This is a genomic window from Leclercia sp. UBA2479, from assembly GCF_002341985.1.
GTDB lineage: Bacteria > Pseudomonadota > Gammaproteobacteria > Enterobacterales > Enterobacteriaceae > Enterobacter > Enterobacter pneumoniae.
This window is the reverse complement of the sequence record NZ_DDPB01000009.1, coordinates 340,701-357,908: the sequence shown is the minus strand read 5'-3', so window position 1 is coordinate 357,908 and position 17,208 is coordinate 340,701. Positions and strand designations below refer to the sequence as shown.

The 17,208-nt window shown below is 55.0% G+C and carries 15 protein-coding genes; 5 read left to right on the top strand and 10 right to left on the bottom strand.

The window, feature by feature from the left end:
- Nucleotides 1–128: 128 nt before the first annotated feature.
- The 4 genes from B3B59_RS11375 to B3B59_RS11360 form a co-directional block, all read right to left on the bottom strand.
- The gene (locus B3B59_RS11375; protein ID WP_286809022.1) at nucleotides 129–752 is read right to left on the bottom strand and encodes a glutathione S-transferase family protein; all 624 of its coding nucleotides are present in this window, start codon (nucleotides 750–752) and stop codon (nucleotides 129–131) included.
- A gap of 17 nt (nucleotides 753–769) precedes the next feature.
- Nucleotides 770–1,117 (bottom strand): HNH nuclease YajD, encoded by a 348-nt coding sequence (gene yajD / locus B3B59_RS11370; protein ID WP_040075514.1) that lies wholly within the window; start codon nucleotides 1,115–1,117, stop codon nucleotides 770–772.
- Nucleotides 1,118–1,238: 121 nt separating this feature from the next.
- Complete coding sequence (locus B3B59_RS11365; protein ID WP_286809021.1) at nucleotides 1,239–2,270, bottom strand: methionine synthase; 1,032 nt, start codon at nucleotides 2,268–2,270, stop codon at nucleotides 1,239–1,241.
- Between the two features lie 27 nt (nucleotides 2,271–2,297).
- Nucleotides 2,298–3,275, bottom strand: coding sequence for a DUF1852 domain-containing protein (locus tag B3B59_RS11360; RefSeq protein ID WP_212475898.1), 978 nt, complete (start codon nucleotides 3,273–3,275; stop codon nucleotides 2,298–2,300).
- 235 nt (nucleotides 3,276–3,510) lie between these two features.
- Between B3B59_RS11360 and B3B59_RS11355 the strand changes: the two genes are divergently transcribed.
- The 5 genes from B3B59_RS11355 to B3B59_RS11335 all read left to right on the top strand — a co-directional run bounded on the left by B3B59_RS11355 (nucleotide 3,511) and on the right by B3B59_RS11335 (nucleotide 8,348).
- A complete protein-coding gene (locus B3B59_RS11355; RefSeq protein ID WP_286809020.1) occupies nucleotides 3,511–4,062 on the top strand; it encodes a GNAT family N-acetyltransferase in 552 nt (183 codons plus the stop codon).
- A 465-nt stretch (nucleotides 4,063–4,527) separates the two neighbouring features.
- A complete protein-coding gene (locus B3B59_RS11350) occupies nucleotides 4,528–4,803 on the top strand; it encodes a metal/formaldehyde-sensitive transcriptional repressor (RefSeq protein WP_040075518.1) in 276 nt (91 codons plus the stop codon).
- Nucleotides 4,804–4,832: 29 nt separating this feature from the next.
- On the top strand, nucleotides 4,833–5,951 hold the full coding sequence (locus tag B3B59_RS11345; RefSeq protein WP_286809019.1) for an S-(hydroxymethyl)glutathione dehydrogenase/class III alcohol dehydrogenase: 1,119 nt from the start codon (nucleotides 4,833–4,835) through the stop codon (nucleotides 5,949–5,951).
- A gap of 160 nt (nucleotides 5,952–6,111) precedes the next feature.
- The gene (locus B3B59_RS11340) at nucleotides 6,112–7,812 is read left to right on the top strand and encodes a methyl-accepting chemotaxis protein (RefSeq protein WP_286809018.1); all 1,701 of its coding nucleotides are present in this window, start codon (nucleotides 6,112–6,114) and stop codon (nucleotides 7,810–7,812) included.
- Nucleotides 7,813–7,922: 110 nt separating this feature from the next.
- Entirely contained in the window at nucleotides 7,923–8,348 is a 426-nt protein-coding gene (locus B3B59_RS11335) for an energy transducer TonB (protein WP_286809017.1), read from the top strand.
- A 42-nt stretch (nucleotides 8,349–8,390) separates the two neighbouring features.
- Here B3B59_RS11335 and B3B59_RS11330 read toward each other — a convergent pair whose 3' ends face one another.
- From B3B59_RS11330 to B3B59_RS11305, 6 genes are all read right to left on the bottom strand, one after another.
- Nucleotides 8,391–10,757: a glucose/quinate/shikimate family membrane-bound PQQ-dependent dehydrogenase gene (locus B3B59_RS11330; protein WP_286809016.1), complete on the bottom strand. Its 2,367-nt coding sequence runs from the start codon at nucleotides 10,755–10,757 to the stop codon at nucleotides 8,391–8,393.
- A 276-nt stretch (nucleotides 10,758–11,033) separates the two neighbouring features.
- Nucleotides 11,034–11,957 carry a LysR substrate-binding domain-containing protein gene (locus tag B3B59_RS11325; RefSeq protein WP_040075523.1) on the bottom strand — a complete coding sequence of 308 codons (924 nt, stop codon included), beginning with the start codon at nucleotides 11,955–11,957 and terminating at the stop codon, nucleotides 11,034–11,036.
- A 241-nt stretch (nucleotides 11,958–12,198) separates the two neighbouring features.
- Nucleotides 12,199–13,068 (bottom strand): 4Fe-4S binding protein, encoded by an 870-nt coding sequence (locus tag B3B59_RS11320; protein ID WP_286809015.1) that lies wholly within the window; start codon nucleotides 13,066–13,068, stop codon nucleotides 12,199–12,201.
- A gap of 5 nt (nucleotides 13,069–13,073) precedes the next feature.
- Entirely contained in the window at nucleotides 13,074–13,907 is an 834-nt protein-coding gene (locus B3B59_RS11315) for a dimethyl sulfoxide reductase anchor subunit family protein (RefSeq protein ID WP_286809014.1), read from the bottom strand.
- Nucleotides 13,900–14,532 carry a DMSO/selenate family reductase complex B subunit gene (locus B3B59_RS11310; RefSeq protein ID WP_286809013.1) on the bottom strand — a complete coding sequence of 211 codons (633 nt, stop codon included), beginning with the start codon at nucleotides 14,530–14,532 and terminating at the stop codon, nucleotides 13,900–13,902. Before B3B59_RS11310 ends, B3B59_RS11315 begins: the two co-directional genes overlap by 8 nt.
- Entirely contained in the window at nucleotides 14,516–16,915 is a 2,400-nt protein-coding gene (locus B3B59_RS11305; protein WP_286809012.1) for a DMSO/selenate family reductase complex A subunit, read from the bottom strand. Before B3B59_RS11305 ends, B3B59_RS11310 begins: the two co-directional genes overlap by 17 nt.
- Nucleotides 16,916–17,208: the final 293 nt, after the last annotated feature.

Here is a 17,208-nt window from a genome sequence, read left to right as displayed (position 1 = left end):
GGTGACTGTCGAGGGGGCGGGGCTTTCTCAAAAGGGATTCAGCTTATCTTATGAGAAACACCCATTCCCCGCTCAACACCGATCTACTACACAGCTAAACCACGACCTCATCGCCATAGCGGTCGTATTTACACCATGCCATTGTTACCATGCCGTAAAAAGGCCGGACGTTGATTCAGTTTTTCAAACCATACGTCGATAGCGGGAACATCAGGATGGGGGAAGGGCGTCATTTTCCAGCGATTCACCGATAACCCGAGCACAATATCCGCGAGGGTAAAGGTGTCACCCGTGACCCAGGCGCCGGTACGCTGAAGTTGTTGTTCGACGATATCAATACAGTGATTCCATTCGGTAATGCCGTTGGCAATCGCGTTTTGATCGTTAAAGGCGGGGTTTTTGCGGGCAAGCGCCGGAAAGGCATAGCGCCAGGCGTTGTTAAACTCCGACGCCTGCCAGTCCATCCAGTGCTCAACATTCGCTGCCGCCTGCGCTTCGAGGGGGAGCAGGTCATCACGGCTGGCTTTGCGCGCCAGATAGCGGCAAATCGAATTGGACTCCCACAGCACGAACCCCTCATCAACAATGACCGGCACCATGGCATTGGGGTTAAGGGCTTTGAACTCAGGCGTTTGGGTTGAGGCAAAACCACTGCCGTAATCTTCCTGAAGATAATCGATGCCCGCCTCTTCACAAGTCCAGAGCACCTTACGCACGTTGATGGATGATTTTTTTCCCAAAATTCTGAGCATGCTGCGAGCCTCCTCGACTATTTTTTCTTGCCAATCATCGCTTTTAAATCGGCAAAGGGATTGTATGTTGCCGCCCCGATATCTTTTTGCGCATCTTCGCCCGCCACTACCGTGGAGCCATACTGGTCCGCCTCGGTGTATTTCGAGTGTTCATGATCATGGCAAAACAGGCACAGCAACTCCCAGTTGCTGCCATCGGGCGGGTTATTGGTATGGTCGTGGTCGATATGGTGGACGGTTAATTCGCGCAGGTTGGAGTAGACAAACTCGCGCGAGCAGCGTCCACATACCCAGGGATAAATTTTTAAGGCTTTTTCGCGGTAGCCGCTTTCCAGCTGCGTGTAGTTTTTTGGGATCAGCGCCATGGCAGATGTTACCTGTGGTAATAAATTTGCTGACCACGATAACCGAAAAGGGGGCAGAAGGAGAATGCTGTGCGGCAGAGAAAACCGCTTTTAATTCACCTTTGCCCACGATGGTGGCTAATTATCTTCCGGCGAGCTCAGCGCGCACGATGTCGGCACCTGCGCTTAGGGCATTGAGTTTGCCGTTGGCAACCCGGCGGGAGAGAGGCGTCATCCCGCAGTTGGTCGAAGGATAAAGTTTATCGGCATCAACAAACTGCAGCGCTTTTCGCAACGTATCCGCCACCTCTTCCGGCGTTTCGACCGTATGGGTTGCGACGTCGATTGCCCCGACCATCACTTTTTTACCGCGGATCAGTTCGAGCAGATCCATTGGTACGCGCGAGTTATGGCATTCCAGGGAGATAATATCGATGCTGGAGGTTTGCAGTTTAGGGAAGGCCTCTTCGTATTGTCTCCACTCAGAACCCAGCGTCTGTTTCCAGTCGGTGTTGGCTTTAATGCCATAGCCGTAGCAAATATGCACTGCAGTTTCGCATTTCAGCCCTTCAACGGCCCTTTCTAATGCCGCGATACCCCAGTCATTCACTTCATCAAAGAAAACATTAAAAGCAGGTTCATCGAACTGGATAATATCGACGCCAGCCGCTTCTAACTCTTTCGCTTCCTGATTCAGGATCTTCGCAAATTCCCAGGCCAGCTTTTCGCGGCTTTTATAATGGGCATCGTAAAGCGTATCGATCATGGTCATCGGGCCGGGCAGGGCCCACTTAATGGGCTTATGGGTTAACTGACGTAAAAAACGGGCATCTTCCACGAAAACCGGTTTTTGGCGCGCAACAGCCCCTACCACGGTAGGAACGCTTGCGTCATAGCGGTTACGAATTTTCACGACTTCACGTTTTTCAAAATCTACGCCGCTCAGGTGTTCAATAAAGGTCGTGACAAAGTGCTGACGCGTCTGCTCACCATCGCTGACGATATCAATCCCGGCACGGAGTTGATCAAACAGGGCCAGGCTCAGCGCATCTTTTTTCCCCTCGATTAACTCTTCATTTTGCAATTTCCAGGGGGACCACAGTTTCTCGGGCTCCGCCAGCCAGGAAGGTTTCGGTAAGCTGCCAGCCGTTGAAGTGGGTAGCAAGATTGTCATAATAAATCGCCTTGTACTTTCGGTTAATTAAAGAGCGTAATGCGCAGACCACTGCTCAAGAACATGCTTATAGGGTTTGATAAAGTGCTCTTCAGTAAATTTGCCTTGCTCAATAGCCAGCTGGCTCCGCTCTTCCCGGTCATAAACAATTTTCGTTAATGAGTGATCCTGGTGAGTCAGGCTGGGTTGATAGAGCTGGCCTGCCGCGGAGTTAGCATTGTAAATTTCGGGGCGGTAGATTTTCTGAAAAGTCTCCATCGTACTGATGGTGCCGATCAATTCCGGATTGGTGTAATCACGCAGTAAATCACCGGTAAAATAGAAGGCTAACGGCGCGACGCTATTTTTGGGCATGAAATAGCGAACCTGCAGCCCCATTTTATTGAAGTATTGTTCAGTGAGTGACACGCCATTCTGCGCATATTCATGACCCAGAACCGGATGTTCATTGCCCGTACGGTGATAAATATCTTTACTCGATACACTCAGGCAGATTACCGGCGCCTTTTTGAAGTGCGCTTTATACGCGTCTGAATGGATAAAGTGCTTAAAGATATTGCCATGCAGATCGCCAAAATTGTCCGGAATGCTGAAGCCGGGCTTGTCTTTGTTGTGATCCAGCAGCACGACGCTGAAGTCATAATCGCGGACATACGAGGAGAAGTTATTCCCCACAATCCCCTCTGTGCGTTCATGCGTTTTATGGTCGAGGATCCAGGTTCTCAAAACTTCGATTGCCGGGAAGCTTTCGCCGTTTGGCCCCAGATTCATCTCAACGGAAATAATATCCAGTTCGATGGAATAGCGATCGCCTTTTGGATTATCCCAGTGCGCCAGGGTATTAAAACGATTATTCATCATCACCAGCGTATTGCGCAGATTCTCCTGACGATTATCCCCTCTGGCGAGATTGGCAAAGTTAGTGGTAATACGCGTATTCTCAGAGGGGTTATAGTTCTCATCGAAACGGCTGCTTTTAATCGTAAAGGTGAAATCAGTATTCATCGCAATTCGGTATCCTGGACGTCATAAGAAAAGGACATTGAGAAGAGCCTTGACTGTGCGCAAGTTAGCTCAATGCGATCTTCTTGTTATTAATTGGTTAATAGGGATATTTTATGCCAGAGCCTCGGGAGGAGTGAAAGCGACTAAATTTCACGACAACATGAGTTCTCTTCATGTTCGGGAGAGGTGTAGGGTGGTCTCATCCGGACAATGTTTAGCATCAAGGAGAACACGCATGCAGATACCCGCGTTAACCACAGAGCGTTTGCTATTAAAACCGCTGGTCGAGGATGATGCCCGGCAAATTCAGCACGCTTTTCCCCGTTGGGAAATTGTGCAGTATCTGGTCTCAACGGTGCCATGGCCTTACCCCGATAATGGCGCGGAGTATTATGTGAATCAGGTTGCCCTCCCTGACGTGGCAAAGAGTATTGCCTGGTTCTGGTCAATCCGCCGCCGTGAAGATCCCGATACGCTTATCGGTCTGATCTGTTTATATGATGTGGAGGATAATAACCGGGGCTTTTGGCTGGTCCCGGAATGGCAAGGGCAGGGATATATGCGTGAAGCCAGCGAGGCCGCAACGGATTACTGGTTTAATATCTTGAATAAGCCGGTATTACGTGCACCAAAAGCCGTAGTTAATAGCCGCTCAAGGCAAATATCAATTCGAAGCGGTATGCGGCTGATTAAAACCGAAAAGAAACAGTATGTCAGCGGACTACTGGACTCTGAAATATGGGAGATTACCCGCGATGAGTGGAATGCCAGGCGTCTATATGGATAAAGCGGTAATAAGAAAGTCCCACAACTTCGCTAAATATTCATAATATTTATAATTATGGCCGCGCAATCAGACGATATATCCCTCAAGGCCTGAAATTTACGTTAAGGTAGAGGTTCAATACGCCTGACTGGAGGGGCCTATCCCCAACATCAAGTTTGAATGTCCGGTTTGCACGAGCAAGAGATTCTATTTCACCTCTTTTGGCGGCTCGTTACATAACCAACCTCATGGTGCAGTGTGCTCCATCTGTGGAACCCGACTCACCACGCATTCATGTGTGCCGAAACTCCGCCGCCGGCGGTGGCCAAAACAAGTGCCGTAAATGGAGGCCTCACGAGAGGCCTCTCTGGAACGCCAGCTCCTCCCTCATAAATCATCTCTCCCACATTAAAACCGGTAAAAAGTTACGGTTTACAGCCGTTCATAACCTATATAGTATACCCCCCTACAGTATATGGAGGGCGTATGCCACATTCACCCGAAGATAAAAAACGTGTCCTTACCCGCGTTCGCCGCATTCGTGGGCAGGTTGATGCCCTTGAGCGCGCGCTGGAATCCGGGGAGCCCTGCCTGTCCATCCTGCAACAGATTGCCGCGGTGCGCGGTGCTGCGAACGGGCTGATGGGCGAAATGGTCGAAATTCACCTCAAAGATGAGCTGGTCACGGGTGAAACCACTCCGGACCAGCGGGCAGTACGGATGGCAGAAGTCGGCCATTTGCTGCGCTCTTATCTAAAATAAAAATCAGACATCACTAAAAGGAAAGCGTTATGAAATCACGTGCTGCTGTTGCATTTGGCCCTGGTCAGCCGCTGAAAATCGTTGAGATTGATGTCGCACCGCCGAAAAAAGGCGAAGTGCTGATCAAAATAACCCATACCGGCGTTTGCCACACCGATGCGTTCACGCTCTCGGGCGAAGATCCGGAAGGGGTCTTCCCGGCGGTGCTGGGGCATGAAGGCGGCGGCGTAGTGGTGGAAGTGGGTGAAGGGGTAACCAGCCTGAAGCGGGGCGACCATGTTATTCCGTTATACACCGCGGAGTGTGGTGAGTGTAAGTTCTGTAAATCCGGTAAAACCAACCTCTGCCAGGCGGTTCGCGCTACCCAGGGTAAAGGGCTGATGCCGGACGGTACTACTCGTTTCTCTTATAATGGTGAGCCGATTTACCACTACATGGGCACCAGTACCTTCAGCGAATACACCGTGGTGGCTGAAATCTCGCTGGCAAAAGTGAACCCACAAGCACCGCTGGATAAAGTTTGTCTGCTGGGCTGCGGCGTGACCACCGGTATCGGTGCGGTTCACAACACCGCAAAAGTGAAAGAGGGTGATAACGTCGCGGTCTTTGGCCTGGGCGGTATCGGTCTGGCGGTGATTCAGGGTGCAGTCCAGGCGAAAGCGGGGCGCATTATTGCCGTGGACACCAACCCAGAGAAGTTCAAGCTGGCGGGTGAAATGGGCGCGACCGATTTCATCAACCCGAAAGACTACGACAAGCCGGTGCAGGATGTGATCGTAGAACTGACCGACGGCGGCGTGGAGTTTAGCTTCGAATGTATCGGTAACGTCAACGTGATGCGTTCGGCGCTGGAGTGCTGCCACAAAGGCTGGGGTGAGAGCATCATCATTGGCGTGGCGGGCGCAGGTCAGGAGATCAAAACCCGTCCATTCCAGCTGGTGACCGGTCGCGTCTGGCGCGGTTCCGCTTTCGGTGGGGTAAAAGGCCGTACGCAACTGCCTGGCATGGTTGAAGATGCGATGGTGGGGAAAATCAATCTCGACCCGTTCATCACTCACCGTCTGCCGCTGGAACAGATCAACGAGGCCTTTGATCTGATGCACGAAGGTAAATCCATCCGTACGGTTATCCATTTCGGCGATAACTGATTATTCTGCCAGCGGTTTCTGCCGCTGGCATTTCTTTAATAATCTTTTCTAAAGTGTGACGTGGCTGGCGATTTTAGCCATAAGCTAATTCTCTGCCGTGCCGATGACTCTATTACGGGCGTGTTTTTTGCGCATCTTACTTATAAGAGAGTCGACGGTCATGGATACTTCATCAACGATGCGGGCGCAACACAAGTTGAGCTTCCTGCATCACATCAGGTTGCTTCCGCTGTTTTCCTCCATTCTCGGCGGCATTATTTTGCTGTTTGCCCTGAGCTCAGGTCTGGCTGGTTATTTCCTGTTACAGGCTGATACCGACCAGCAGGACGTGACATCAGAAATCGAAGTGCGCACCGGGTTGTCGAACAGCTCGAACCATCTGCGCACCGCGCGTATTAATATGATCCACGCGGGTGCTGCCAGCCGTATCGCTGAAATGGACGCAATGAAGCAAAACATCGCGGAAGCAGAGCGCCGTATTAAGCAGTCGCAAGATAGCTTTAAAATCTATATGAACCGTGCGGTGCGTACTCCTGCCGACCAGGCGCTGGATAACGACCTCAAAGCACGTTACGAGGCCTATATTAATGGGCTGCAGCCGATGCTGAAATTTGCCAAAAATGGCATGTTTGAAGCTATCATCAATCATGAAAATGAAAGCGCCCGCCCGCTGGATGACGGGTACAACGAAATCTTGCTGAAAGCGATTAAAATCCGTACCGATCGCGCGAATCAGCTTGCCGAACAGGCGCATTCCCGTACGCAGCTCGGGCTGATGTTTATGGTGGGTGCCTTCGCGCTGGCGTTGATCTTAACTGCCATCACCTTCCTGGTGCTGCGCCGCACGGTAATCAATCCGCTGCAGCGCGCCGCTAATCGTATTGCGCATATCGCCAAAGGCGATCTGACGCTGGCCGACGACCTGACCGGGCGCAGCGAGATTGGTCGTCTGACGCAGGATCTGCAAACCATGCAGCACTCCCTGGTGAAAACCGTCGGCACCGTGCGTCAGGGGGCAGAAGAGATTTATCGCGGTACCAGCGAAATTTCCGCCGGCAATACCGATCTCTCCTCCCGTACTGAACAGCAGGCTGCGGCAATCGAAGAGACCGCCGCCAGCATGGAGCAACTGACCGCCACCGTGAAACAGAACGCGGACAACGCCCACCACGCCAGCAAGCTGGCGGAAGATGCTTCAGGTAAAGCCAGCCGTGGCGGCCAGATGGTCTCCGGGGTGGTGAAAACCATGGGTAACATCTCCACCAGCTCGAAGAAAATCTCTGAGATCACCGCGGTGATTAACAGCATTGCCTTCCAGACCAACATCCTGGCGCTGAACGCGGCGGTAGAGGCGGCGCGTGCCGGTGAACAGGGTCGCGGCTTTGCCGTAGTAGCAAGCGAAGTCCGTACCCTGGCCAGCCGCAGCGCGAATGCGGCCAAAGAGATTGAAGGGCTGATTAACGAGTCCGTTACCCTGATCGATCAGGGCTCGGGTGAAGTCGTTGCTGCAGGCAACACCATGAATGAGATCGTTGAGGCGGTGAAACGCGTCACCGACATCATGCTGGAGATTGCCGCCGCATCCGATGAACAGAGCCGCGGGATTGTGCAGGTAAGCCAGGCCATTTCCGAGATGGATAAAGTCACCCAGCAGAATGCCTCGCTGGTGGAAGAGGCTTCTGCCGCCGCCGCCTCGCTGGAAGAGCAGGGCGCGCGTCTGACCGAAGCCGTAGGCGCATTCCGTCTTAACGGCGCGGCGCAAACGCGCAGCAGCACCGCCTTCACCCCCAGCGCGCCATCGACGCCGTTACGCCCGGCGGCGGTGAACGCCACTTCCAGCGATAACTGGGAAACGTTCTAATCCCATCGCGGTAAGTCGCCAGAGGGTTCATGCGTCAGCATGAGCCCTTTTTTTTCGACTGTGGTCAGCAACAGCTATGCTCTGTGTAAGAGATGATGAGGAGCGCAAAGATGCAGCTATCAACACAAATTATGCAGGTTGCCAGTATGGCACTGCTGGTGGGGGGCTGTTCGTCAGGAGGCAGCGTCGGCATTGGCGGCGGCAGTAGCGGGGTGGGCGTCGGGCTCTCGTTTCCGGTGGGCGGCAGTACGGCGGATAACGATGCCCTGGCAGATTGCGAGGGAGACGTTTACCGGATCACCCCACGCTATCCGCAGCAGGCCGCGGCGCAGCAGTTTTCGGGCCGGGTCACGGTGTCATTCAACGTCAAGCTGAACGGGCGAGCAGCAGACTACAACGCGGCAGGAGATAAGGCCTTCTTCGAGGAGACGAAACGCGCCGTGCTTCGCAGCTGCTGGCCAGAGGGGGTAAGACAGAATCTGGTGGTGAGCTACAGCAATGGCAAAGAGGTTATCTGGCAGGAGAACTCGCTGTAAAAAAACCGGCCACAAAGGTGGCCGGTTGCGGGTTGAAACGGGTTACGATTTATCTGGCAGGGCGTAGGCGATAATGTAATCGCCGCGATCCGGAGACTGACGCGCGCCGCCTGCATTGATAATGATGTACTGTTTGCCGGTCTTCGGCGAAACGTAGGTCATCGGGCCGGACTGGCTGCCCACCGGCAGACGATCTTTCCAAATCTCCTTACCGGTGGCGGTATCAAACGCGCGCAGGTAGAAGTCCTGAGTGCCGGCAAAGAACAGCAGGCCAGACTGGGTTGAGAGCGATGCGCCCAGGGTCGGCATCCCGATAGGGATGGGCATATGCATTCGGATACCCAGCGGACCGGTATCCTGCACCGTGCCGACCGGAACCTGCCACACCAGCTTGCCGGACTTCAGATCCACCGCCGACATGGTCCCGAAGGGCGGTTTTTGACATGGGATCCCCAGCGGCGAGAGGAAGCGTTCCCGCATCGCACCGAACGGGGTGCCATCCATCGGCACAATGCCCATCTCAATACCGCTGGCGTCCTTCGCAACGTTTGCGCGCGGCACCATGTAGTTGGCCAGCCCCAGACGCATATCATTCACAAACATCAGGCCGTTGTTCGGGTCAACCGACACGCTGCCCCAGTTCATGCCGCCGAGCGACCCCGGGAACTGCAGGGAGCGATCGAGGCCAGGCGGGGTGTAGACCCCCTGATGGCGCATCTCTTTGAACTGGATACGGCACAGCAGCAAGTCAACCGGCGTTGCGCCCCACATGTCGGACTCGGTCAGGGTCTGGTTGCCAATCATCGGCATACCCACGGAGTACGGCTGGGTAGGTGAGTAACGCTCGCCTTCGACGTTGCCCGCCGGAACCGGACGCTCTTCCACTTTCGCCACCGGTTCGCCGGTTTCGCGGTTGAGCATAAAGATCATGCCCTGCTTGCTGGTCTGGACCAGTACCGGCGTGGTCCCGCCCTTGCCGTCAGGCAGATCGTACAACAGCGGCTGAGCAGGCAGGTCAAAGTCCCACAAATCATGGTGCGTGGTCTGGAAATGCCAGCGTACTTTACCGGTGGTGGCATCTACCGCCACCACGGAGGAGCTGTATTTATCGTCCAGCGCGGTGCGGTTACCTGCATAGAAATCGGGAGTGGCATTACCGGTCGGCAGGTAGATCAGGTTCAGCTTCGCATCGTAAGACATCGCCGACCAGACGTTCGGCGTACCGCGCGTATAGGTCTGGCCTTTCGGCGGCAGGCCGGTGATCTCCGGATTACCCGGATCCCAGGCCCACGCCAGTTGACCCGTATGCACGTCATAGGCCCGCACAACACCCGGCGGCTCACCAGTAGAGAAGTTATCCGCCACGCGGCCGCCTACCACCACGACATTACCCGCAACCAGCGGCGTCGAGGTTTGCTGATAGTAGCCCGGTTTGATCTCACCCATGCCCACGCTCAGGTCAACCACACCGTGCTCGCCAAACTCCTCACACACCTTGCCGTTATCGGCATTAAGGGCAATCAGGCGCGCATCGGTCGTGGGCAGGAACAGACGGCGTAAACAGGCGGCCGGCTGCGGCTCGTTCTGTGACGTTGTCACGGAAGAGTTATCTTCAAAGTAACCCAAACCACGGCAACGTTGCCAGTTTGGCGCGGTCGCTTTGGCATCGTAACGCCATTTCTCTTTACCGGAATCCACATCCAGCGCCAGTACCTTGCTGTATGGGGTACACACGTAAAGCGTATCGCCAATCTGTAGCGGGGTGTTCTGGTCCTCGGCACCAGAGCCGTTGCTCTGCGGGATATCCCCGGTATGGGCGACCCAGGCGACTTTCAGCTCACTGATGTTTTGCTTGTTAATCTGGTCGAGCGCCGCAAAGCGATCGCCGTGAGTGGTATTGCCCCAGTGCGCCCAGTTTTTCTGTTGTTGCCCTTCGGCGACCGGTTTCACCGGTACCGGCTCGTTGGCCGCGACCAGCGTTTGTGGTTTAAACATCCAGCCGAAACTGATCAGCATCGCCACTGCCAGCACGGCTGCAATCGCAAAAGCCGGGCCTTTACGGCTACCACGCAGGAACGGCCAGACAATCGCCGCGAGGAACGCCAGCACCGTGAAGGTGAACAGGCGTGAGAAGAGCGGCCAGAAGTCCCAGCCCGCATCGCTTACCGCCCAGAACAGCGAGGCGATGAATGCCACAGCGTACAGGACGATGCCGCTGACGCGATGGCGTGCAATTAAGAACGCGGCGATAAGCATCACCACGCCCATAATCAGGAAGTAAAACGTTCCCCCCACGGTGGCGAGCTTTAAGCCCAGCCCCCCTACGGCCAGACCGATAATTGCCATCAGTCCGACCAGTAACCACAGCAGGAATCGGGGGATCCCGCGTGGCGTGTTACCTAAAGCCATTTCTATCTCCTGAACAACCTCAACGTCTTTAAACCATTGCCAGTGGTTTGCGTACCAAATGGATAACAGAGGTGGAGGGTTATCATAAATAATGCACTATTAGCCAGCTAGCGGGCCGTGTAATTCACCGTTTTACAGTGTTAACGAACCATTTGGTGAATTGGCGGCTATGATAAATCTGTTAAATTGTTTTACGCAATTGTTAATGAATGATTTCGCATTATTTGATTAAGGCGAGAAAAAGCCCGTCGACAAGACGGGCCTGAGGTGGGGTGATTAGACCGGCATGGATTTTCGTATCGAGCTTAGTAGCGTTTGTGCGGCGGAAGAGAGAGGGCTATCCACCCGCGTCAGTACACCAATAGGTTCACCCGCGCCGGTGGAGGGGACAGGGAGGGAGACCAGGGTGCCCTGGCGTAAATCTTCTTTAACGGCGCCAGAGGGCACAAACCAGACGTAGTCGAAATCAACCGTAAGCTGACGAGAGAGCGAGGCCGATAGCGTCTCGATACAGCCCGGCGGAAGTTTGCAGCCCTGTGCCTGAAGTAGGGTTTCGGCGGTCTGACGCGGCACCGTGCCTTTCGGCGACACCACCACCGGCCACTCCATTACCCGGCTCAGGGTCACGGTATCGTTAAGCAAGGGGTGATTGGGGCGAACCACCAGCTTCAGGGATTCGAGGAACAGCAACTCATAATTCAGACCGCTCATCAATTCAGGATCTGACATGCGGCCAATGCCCAGATCCAGCTCGCCAGATTTGAGCCCCGCCAGCAGCATGGGGTTATTCATGGTCGCGACCTGCAGCGTAATGTTGCGCTGCTGCTTATGAAACTGGCCTATGACCGCAGGTAAAATGCCCAGCGCGGCGGTGGGCAGGGCGCCAATACGCACCACATCCGGGGTGTGTTCATCTTTGCGCGTCAACGACTGCCCGGCGGTGTTCAGGGCGTCCAGCACCTTAACGGCATGGGTCAGAAATTGTTCGCCCATCAACGTAAGCTGCGCCCCCAGCCGCCCGCGCTCAAACAGGCGGGTACCGGTAAGTTGCTCCAGCTCATTGAGCGTTTTTGATAACGCTGGCTGGCTTAAATTAAGCGTTTCAGCCGCTCGCCCCAGCGTTCCCTGTTGAGCGACGGCCACGAATGTATGCAGATGGCGCAAGCGAATGCGCTGACTAAACAGACCATTTTTTTCCATAGGCGATGTTTAAAGCAGAGCGATGAGAGAGACAAGAAAAGTTGTTTAATTTTGATAACCTGCTAGCAAAATATCATTAACATTTACTCATTTTATGCAAAGTGCCAGTTTGCCGCCTTGTAAAAAGCGTGTGCCACCAGGCTGTTGTTTCGACAGGATTAAATCTGCGGCAGTAAACGAAAAGAGGATCCTTACCCCGAACCGGCACAGCCGGGAGACGGGGCGAGAACATAAAGAGAGGTTATGCTTCGCGCATGGCGTGGCGATGTTGCTGACAAATATGACAGCGCTCAGCCTGAGGCGAAAAGGTAGAAAAGGGGTGGCGACAGACGGAACAGACCTTCTGCATCAGCGGAAACCGCTGCGCATGCGCTGTGGCGATCTCTCGCCGGAGAGTGATTGCCCCGGTAAAACAGACCACCGTGCAGGCATGGCATCCGGAGCAGGCAGAAGAATCCCACTCCAGTGCGGTCTGGGTGAAGCGCAGCGCTTTTTCCGCGCATGCCCGGGCGCAGGCCCCACAGGCCACACAGCGTGATAGCGAAAAGTCCAGTTCGTAAGGGGTAAAAGGGTGGTAAGCCTGCAGGCGTGTCGGCTGATCTGCCGTGATGCTGGCGGTCTGGTGCGCATCATCGGGTACGCGAAGCCAGTGCCGACGAAAGCCATCCACAGGGCGCGACGGCGGTGGAAAAATCTGCCACTCCGCTTCGTTCAATTCCCTCAGGATCACATTAAGCGCAGCCACCGCACGCAACCAGGCGGGGTGGGCCGCGTAATCCAATTCCACGCCCACTATTGCGTACTGGCGATGCCATAGCAGCAGCTCTTCTGGGGTAATAGTGGTCGAAAAGGGGCCGACCAGTCGGTTGTTGCGCAGGTTGCGTCTGGGGGGCTGAAGATGAGTCAGCGCATCGGTCGGACAGACGAAGAGACAATTACCGCAGCGCAGGCAAGCGTCAGCGTCGAGGTGCGGCCCGTCAGAACCGATGTTGATTGCCGCCACCGGACAGGCATCTGCACAGGCCTGGCAGCGGTGGCGCGAGAACGTTTTACGCAGGCAAGAAGCCCCCACGCCGGGGGGCGGTGAGGGCTTTATGGAGAAAGGACGCATCACAATCAGCCGATGCTAAAGAAAACAAAGCGGAAGAGGATCTCTGCCAGGATCAGCAGCAGCCCTCCGAACAGCACGCCGTTTCTACGGTGACGCCAGGCGCTGAACGCAAACAGAATGGCGCCCAGGACGCTGGCAACCCAGCTAAACAGTCGCAGCCCGCCATGCTGATTGAAAGCCTCAACCGGCTGATGCGGCAGGGTGACGACGCCATTCAGCGGCGCGCTGGCCAGATAGTGCACGTAGGCTGGCTGAGCCAGCAGACGCACCGCCACAATCGCGATAACCAGCATCGCCGCCAGACGCAGAAGTCGCGTGCGAGCCTGCATCACGCCAGGGGTATTCAGTAGGGGCAGCCAGGCCATCGCCACCGCGCCGAGAATGCCCACCGCGCCATAAAACATCAGCCAGGTGTTGAAATGCATCCAGGTCACCACCGTGCTGCTGGCGTAGATCGCGCTCATGCACCAGACGTCGATCAACCCTAGCAGCGTGGCAACCGGCAACAACAGCGCCAGCGGTGATTTTCTTACCAGCATGCTGAGCGTGCAAAGACCAAGCACCGCGAGATAGAGACTGGCGAAGACGATTTCACGGCTTAACCACGAGCTGGCTACATGGCGCAGCGCGTTAAACGCATGCAGCGGATAACCCAGGTGCAGCGTCGAGGCCACCAGACCCAGCCCGCCGGCAATGCAGGCCAGCAGCATGGCCGGCAGCAGCTGACGCTGGGCCGCAGGCAGCGTTTTCGCCTTTCTGACGGCGAGGGTTAAAAACAGCGTGATACCGACCGAGCCTTGCACCAGCAGGGTGAAAATCAGTAATGGCAACTCATGCATGCGGCGGCTCCTCTTTTTCTGCCCCAGCGTGGGGTTTTATCACCAGGTTCGGCTGCGTAATGGACGAATCCGGCAGCCCCTGAACATCACAAACCGTACCGTACAGGGCGCGGAGCTCATCGATGGGGCCAAACTTAATGGCCCCCAGCGGACAGGTTGCTACGCAGATGGGTTGTTCGCCTTGCGCCAGTAAATCTACGCACAGGTCGCATTTCGACATCTGCCCCGTCTCCTCATTCATCTGCGGTGCGCCGTACGGGCAGGACCAGGCGCAATAGCCGCAGCCCACGCATTTGTGGGTATCGACGCGCACGATGCCGTCGCCGGGCCGTTTGTGCATCGCGGTGGTGGGGCAGTTTTTAGTGCAGATAGGATCGGCACAATGGTTACAGGAGATAGAGAGGGTATAAGCGAATACCGAGTTGCTCACGCCCCCCTGACCGGTCGGGATAAACCCGCCGCCATTCACCTCGTATACCCGACGAAAGCGTCGACCCACCTCAAGATTATGTTTGTCTTTGCAGGCCACCTGACAGGCTTTACAGCCCGAGCAGCGCGAAGAATCGATGAAAAATCCCAGCTGTTTATCGCTGACCGCGGGGAACTCTTTATACTGCTGACTCATACTTGACGACCTCCACAAGCAGGGTTTGATGCGCGTTACCTTTAGCAAGCGGAGTAATTCGCGCCGAGCTTAGTACGTTTGGACAACCGCCGAGATCGACCCCGTCGGCATCCGGCTGCCACCAGGCACCCGCCTGCATGGCCACGACGCCGGGAATGATGCGCGGCGTCACTTCAGCCGGCACCTGACAGACGCCGCGCGCATTGTGAATGCGCACGAGGTCGCCCTGGCGGATACCCCGTTTTTGCGCATCCAGCGGGTTGATCCACAGTTTTTGGATCTGCACCTCCTGCAGCCAGGGGTTGGCATATTGCGTGGAGTTCGCGCGGTTCTTTCCTTTCCAGGTGATCAGCTGCAGCGGATACTGTTTGACTAGCGGATCTTCCGGGCCTTCCGCCGCCGGGACGTAGTGCGACAGGGCAGGAATGTCGGGATGCTTCATGTCGTACAGCCGTTTGGAGAAAATCTCGATTTTGCCCGACGGCGTGGGGAACGGGTTCGCCTCGGGATCGCGAATGTTGGCTTCAAACGCCACGTAAGGTTCGCTTTTAAACAGATGCTGGCGCGTTTGCTGCAGCTCAGTAAAGGTGGGCAAATGCTCCTCCGGCATCGCCAGGCGGGTCTGCTCCCAGATGTGTTCGATCCACTCTTTGTCACTGCGCCCTTCACTGAATTGCGGCTCAACGCCGAGCTTGGCGGCCACTTCGCGCTGCCAGTCGTAATCCGAACGGCGTTCAAATTCTGGCTCAATCAGCTTTTCAGAGAGGATCAGATAGCTGCCGGTCCCCCAGGTTTCGCCGATGTTCCAGCGCTCCATAAAGCTGGTTTCGGGGAGCAGCAGGTCGGCGTAACGGGCGCTGGGGGTCATATAGAGATCGCTGACTAAGATAAACTCTATTTTGGATTCATCCTCCAGCACCTTTACCGCCTGGAGCAGGTCGGGGTTCTGGTTTGCCAGATAGTTACCCGCCAGCGACACCAGCATGCGGATGTTGCTTTTCAGCTGTGTGGCACCGGTGAGGCCGTCCTTCGGCGTAACCTTGCTGGCATCGTCGGCGGCCTGCACCCAGTTCATGATTGAGATTTTCTCTTTTACCGGGTTGTCGGGCATCTCGGGACCGGTCGTAAACTTACGGTTTCCACAGCCGCCGTAGCCTGCCGCCCAGCCGCCTTTCACGCCGACGTTACCGGTCAGGGTAGCCAGCAGGGTAGAGCCGCGGGCGGTACGCTCGCCGCAGATATGGCGTTGAGGACCCCAGCCCTGAATCAGCGCCGCCGGTTTGGTGGTGGCATAGTCACGTGCGAGCTGGCGAATGGTTTGCGCCGGGACGTGGGTAATTTTCTCGGCCCATTCCGGCGTTTTTACGATGCCGTCTTTTTTACCCGTCAGGTAAGCGACCAGCGATTCGTTGGCCGGTACCCCCTCTGGCATGGACGCTTCATCAAAGCCGAGGGTGTAACGGTCAATAAAGGCCTTGTCATGAAGGTTTTCGCTGACGATGACATACATCATCGCATCCATCAGCGCATTATCCGTTGAGGGCAGAAGCGGCACCCACTCGTCGGCCAGCGATGACACCGTATCGGAATAGCGCGGGTCAACCACAATAAAGCGCGTACCTTTTTGCTTCATTTGCTGGAAATAGTGGTTGCTGTGGCCAAAGATGGTCTCAGTCGGGTTATGTCCCCAGAGAATGACCAGCGGGGTATCGGCCAGCGTATCCAGTGAACTGCCGCTGGCAGCGGTGCCGTAGGTATAAGGGGTGGCGGCGGCCGTATTGCCCATGCTGACGGAGTGATAATATTGCAGATAGCCGCCGGTGAGATTAAATAAACGGCGCATCATTTTATCGCCGGAAAAAGTCCCTCCGCTGACGGCGGTATTATTATGAACAAAACGCGACTCTGGACCATATTTGGCGGTAATACGTTTGATGTTATCCGCAATAAGGGTAGTGGCTTCGTCCCAGGAGATACGTTCGAATTTACCTTCGCCGCGTTTTCCTACCCGCTTCATCGGATATTTAAGACGGTCGGGATGATAAACGAATTTACGGTAGCTGCGGCCGCGAACGCAGGCGCGCATTACCGGCATTTGCGTATCAAGTGCGCTGTCCGGACGCGTGGTAATTTGGGTCACCACGCCGTCGGCAATGTGGGCCCGAATGTCACATTTACCGCCGCAATCGAAGGTACTGCAGGTTTGCACTACGCGTTCCGCTGCGTGAACCTCGTTGATGACCGTACCGGCATCACTCCCCGTGGCATTTGCTCGTTGGTTGAACAAAAAAGGGAGGGCTACAGCGGCCGAACTCGCTTTCAGGAATCCCCGTCGGGAGACGCCGAGCGGGAGGCTGTCGTCATTGTTTTCAGGTGCAGACATAATTGTTCCTCTTTTAAAGAGCGCGTATTTTGTCTTATAGCCCGAAGGGGGTAATTGATATTAATCAAGGGGCGGGAAGGGAATATAACATCCTCATTTAAATGATAATTGTTAGCAATTAAAACGGCGTAAAAAACGGCTGAAAAAGTCTTGTATTATTCAGGTGAGTAATAGCGTAAACCGTTTTTCATGGGTGCCATGTCGAAATAAAAAATATTACATTTTATATTGTTATGTCATATTTCATTTCTCCTGGAAATATTAAAGGGGAGTCGATTATAAATTCTCCATCC

Bases quoted from the DNA above. Each gene is read 5' to 3' on its own strand.
- B3B59_RS11375 (WP_286809022.1), bottom strand. From the start codon at position 752: ATGCTCAGAATTTTGGGAAAAAAATCATCCATCAACGTGCGTAAGGTG.
- yajD (WP_040075514.1), bottom strand. From the start codon at position 1,117: ATGGCGCTGATCCCAAAAAACTACACGCAGCTGGAAAGCGGCTACCGC.
- B3B59_RS11365 (WP_286809021.1), bottom strand. From the start codon at position 2,270: ATGACAATCTTGCTACCCACTTCAACGGCTGGCAGCTTACCGAAACCT.
- B3B59_RS11360 (WP_212475898.1), bottom strand. From the start codon at position 3,275: ATGAATACTGATTTCACCTTTACGATTAAAAGCAGCCGTTTCGATGAG.
- B3B59_RS11355 (WP_286809020.1), top strand. From the start codon at position 3,511: ATGCAGATACCCGCGTTAACCACAGAGCGTTTGCTATTAAAACCGCTG.
- B3B59_RS11350 (WP_040075518.1), top strand. From the start codon at position 4,528: ATGCCACATTCACCCGAAGATAAAAAACGTGTCCTTACCCGCGTTCGC.
- B3B59_RS11345 (WP_286809019.1), top strand. From the start codon at position 4,833: ATGAAATCACGTGCTGCTGTTGCATTTGGCCCTGGTCAGCCGCTGAAA.
- B3B59_RS11340 (WP_286809018.1), top strand. From the start codon at position 6,112: ATGGATACTTCATCAACGATGCGGGCGCAACACAAGTTGAGCTTCCTG.
- B3B59_RS11335 (WP_286809017.1), top strand. From the start codon at position 7,923: ATGCAGCTATCAACACAAATTATGCAGGTTGCCAGTATGGCACTGCTG.
- B3B59_RS11330 (WP_286809016.1), bottom strand. From the start codon at position 10,757: ATGGCTTTAGGTAACACGCCACGCGGGATCCCCCGATTCCTGCTGTGG.
- B3B59_RS11325 (WP_040075523.1), bottom strand. From the start codon at position 11,957: ATGGAAAAAAATGGTCTGTTTAGTCAGCGCATTCGCTTGCGCCATCTG.
- B3B59_RS11320 (WP_286809015.1), bottom strand. From the start codon at position 13,068: ATGCGTCCTTTCTCCATAAAGCCCTCACCGCCCCCCGGCGTGGGGGCT.
- B3B59_RS11315 (WP_286809014.1), bottom strand. From the start codon at position 13,907: ATGCATGAGTTGCCATTACTGATTTTCACCCTGCTGGTGCAAGGCTCG.
- B3B59_RS11310 (WP_286809013.1), bottom strand. From the start codon at position 14,532: ATGAGTCAGCAGTATAAAGAGTTCCCCGCGGTCAGCGATAAACAGCTG.
- B3B59_RS11305 (WP_286809012.1), bottom strand. From the start codon at position 16,915: ATGTCTGCACCTGAAAACAATGACGACAGCCTCCCGCTCGGCGTCTCC.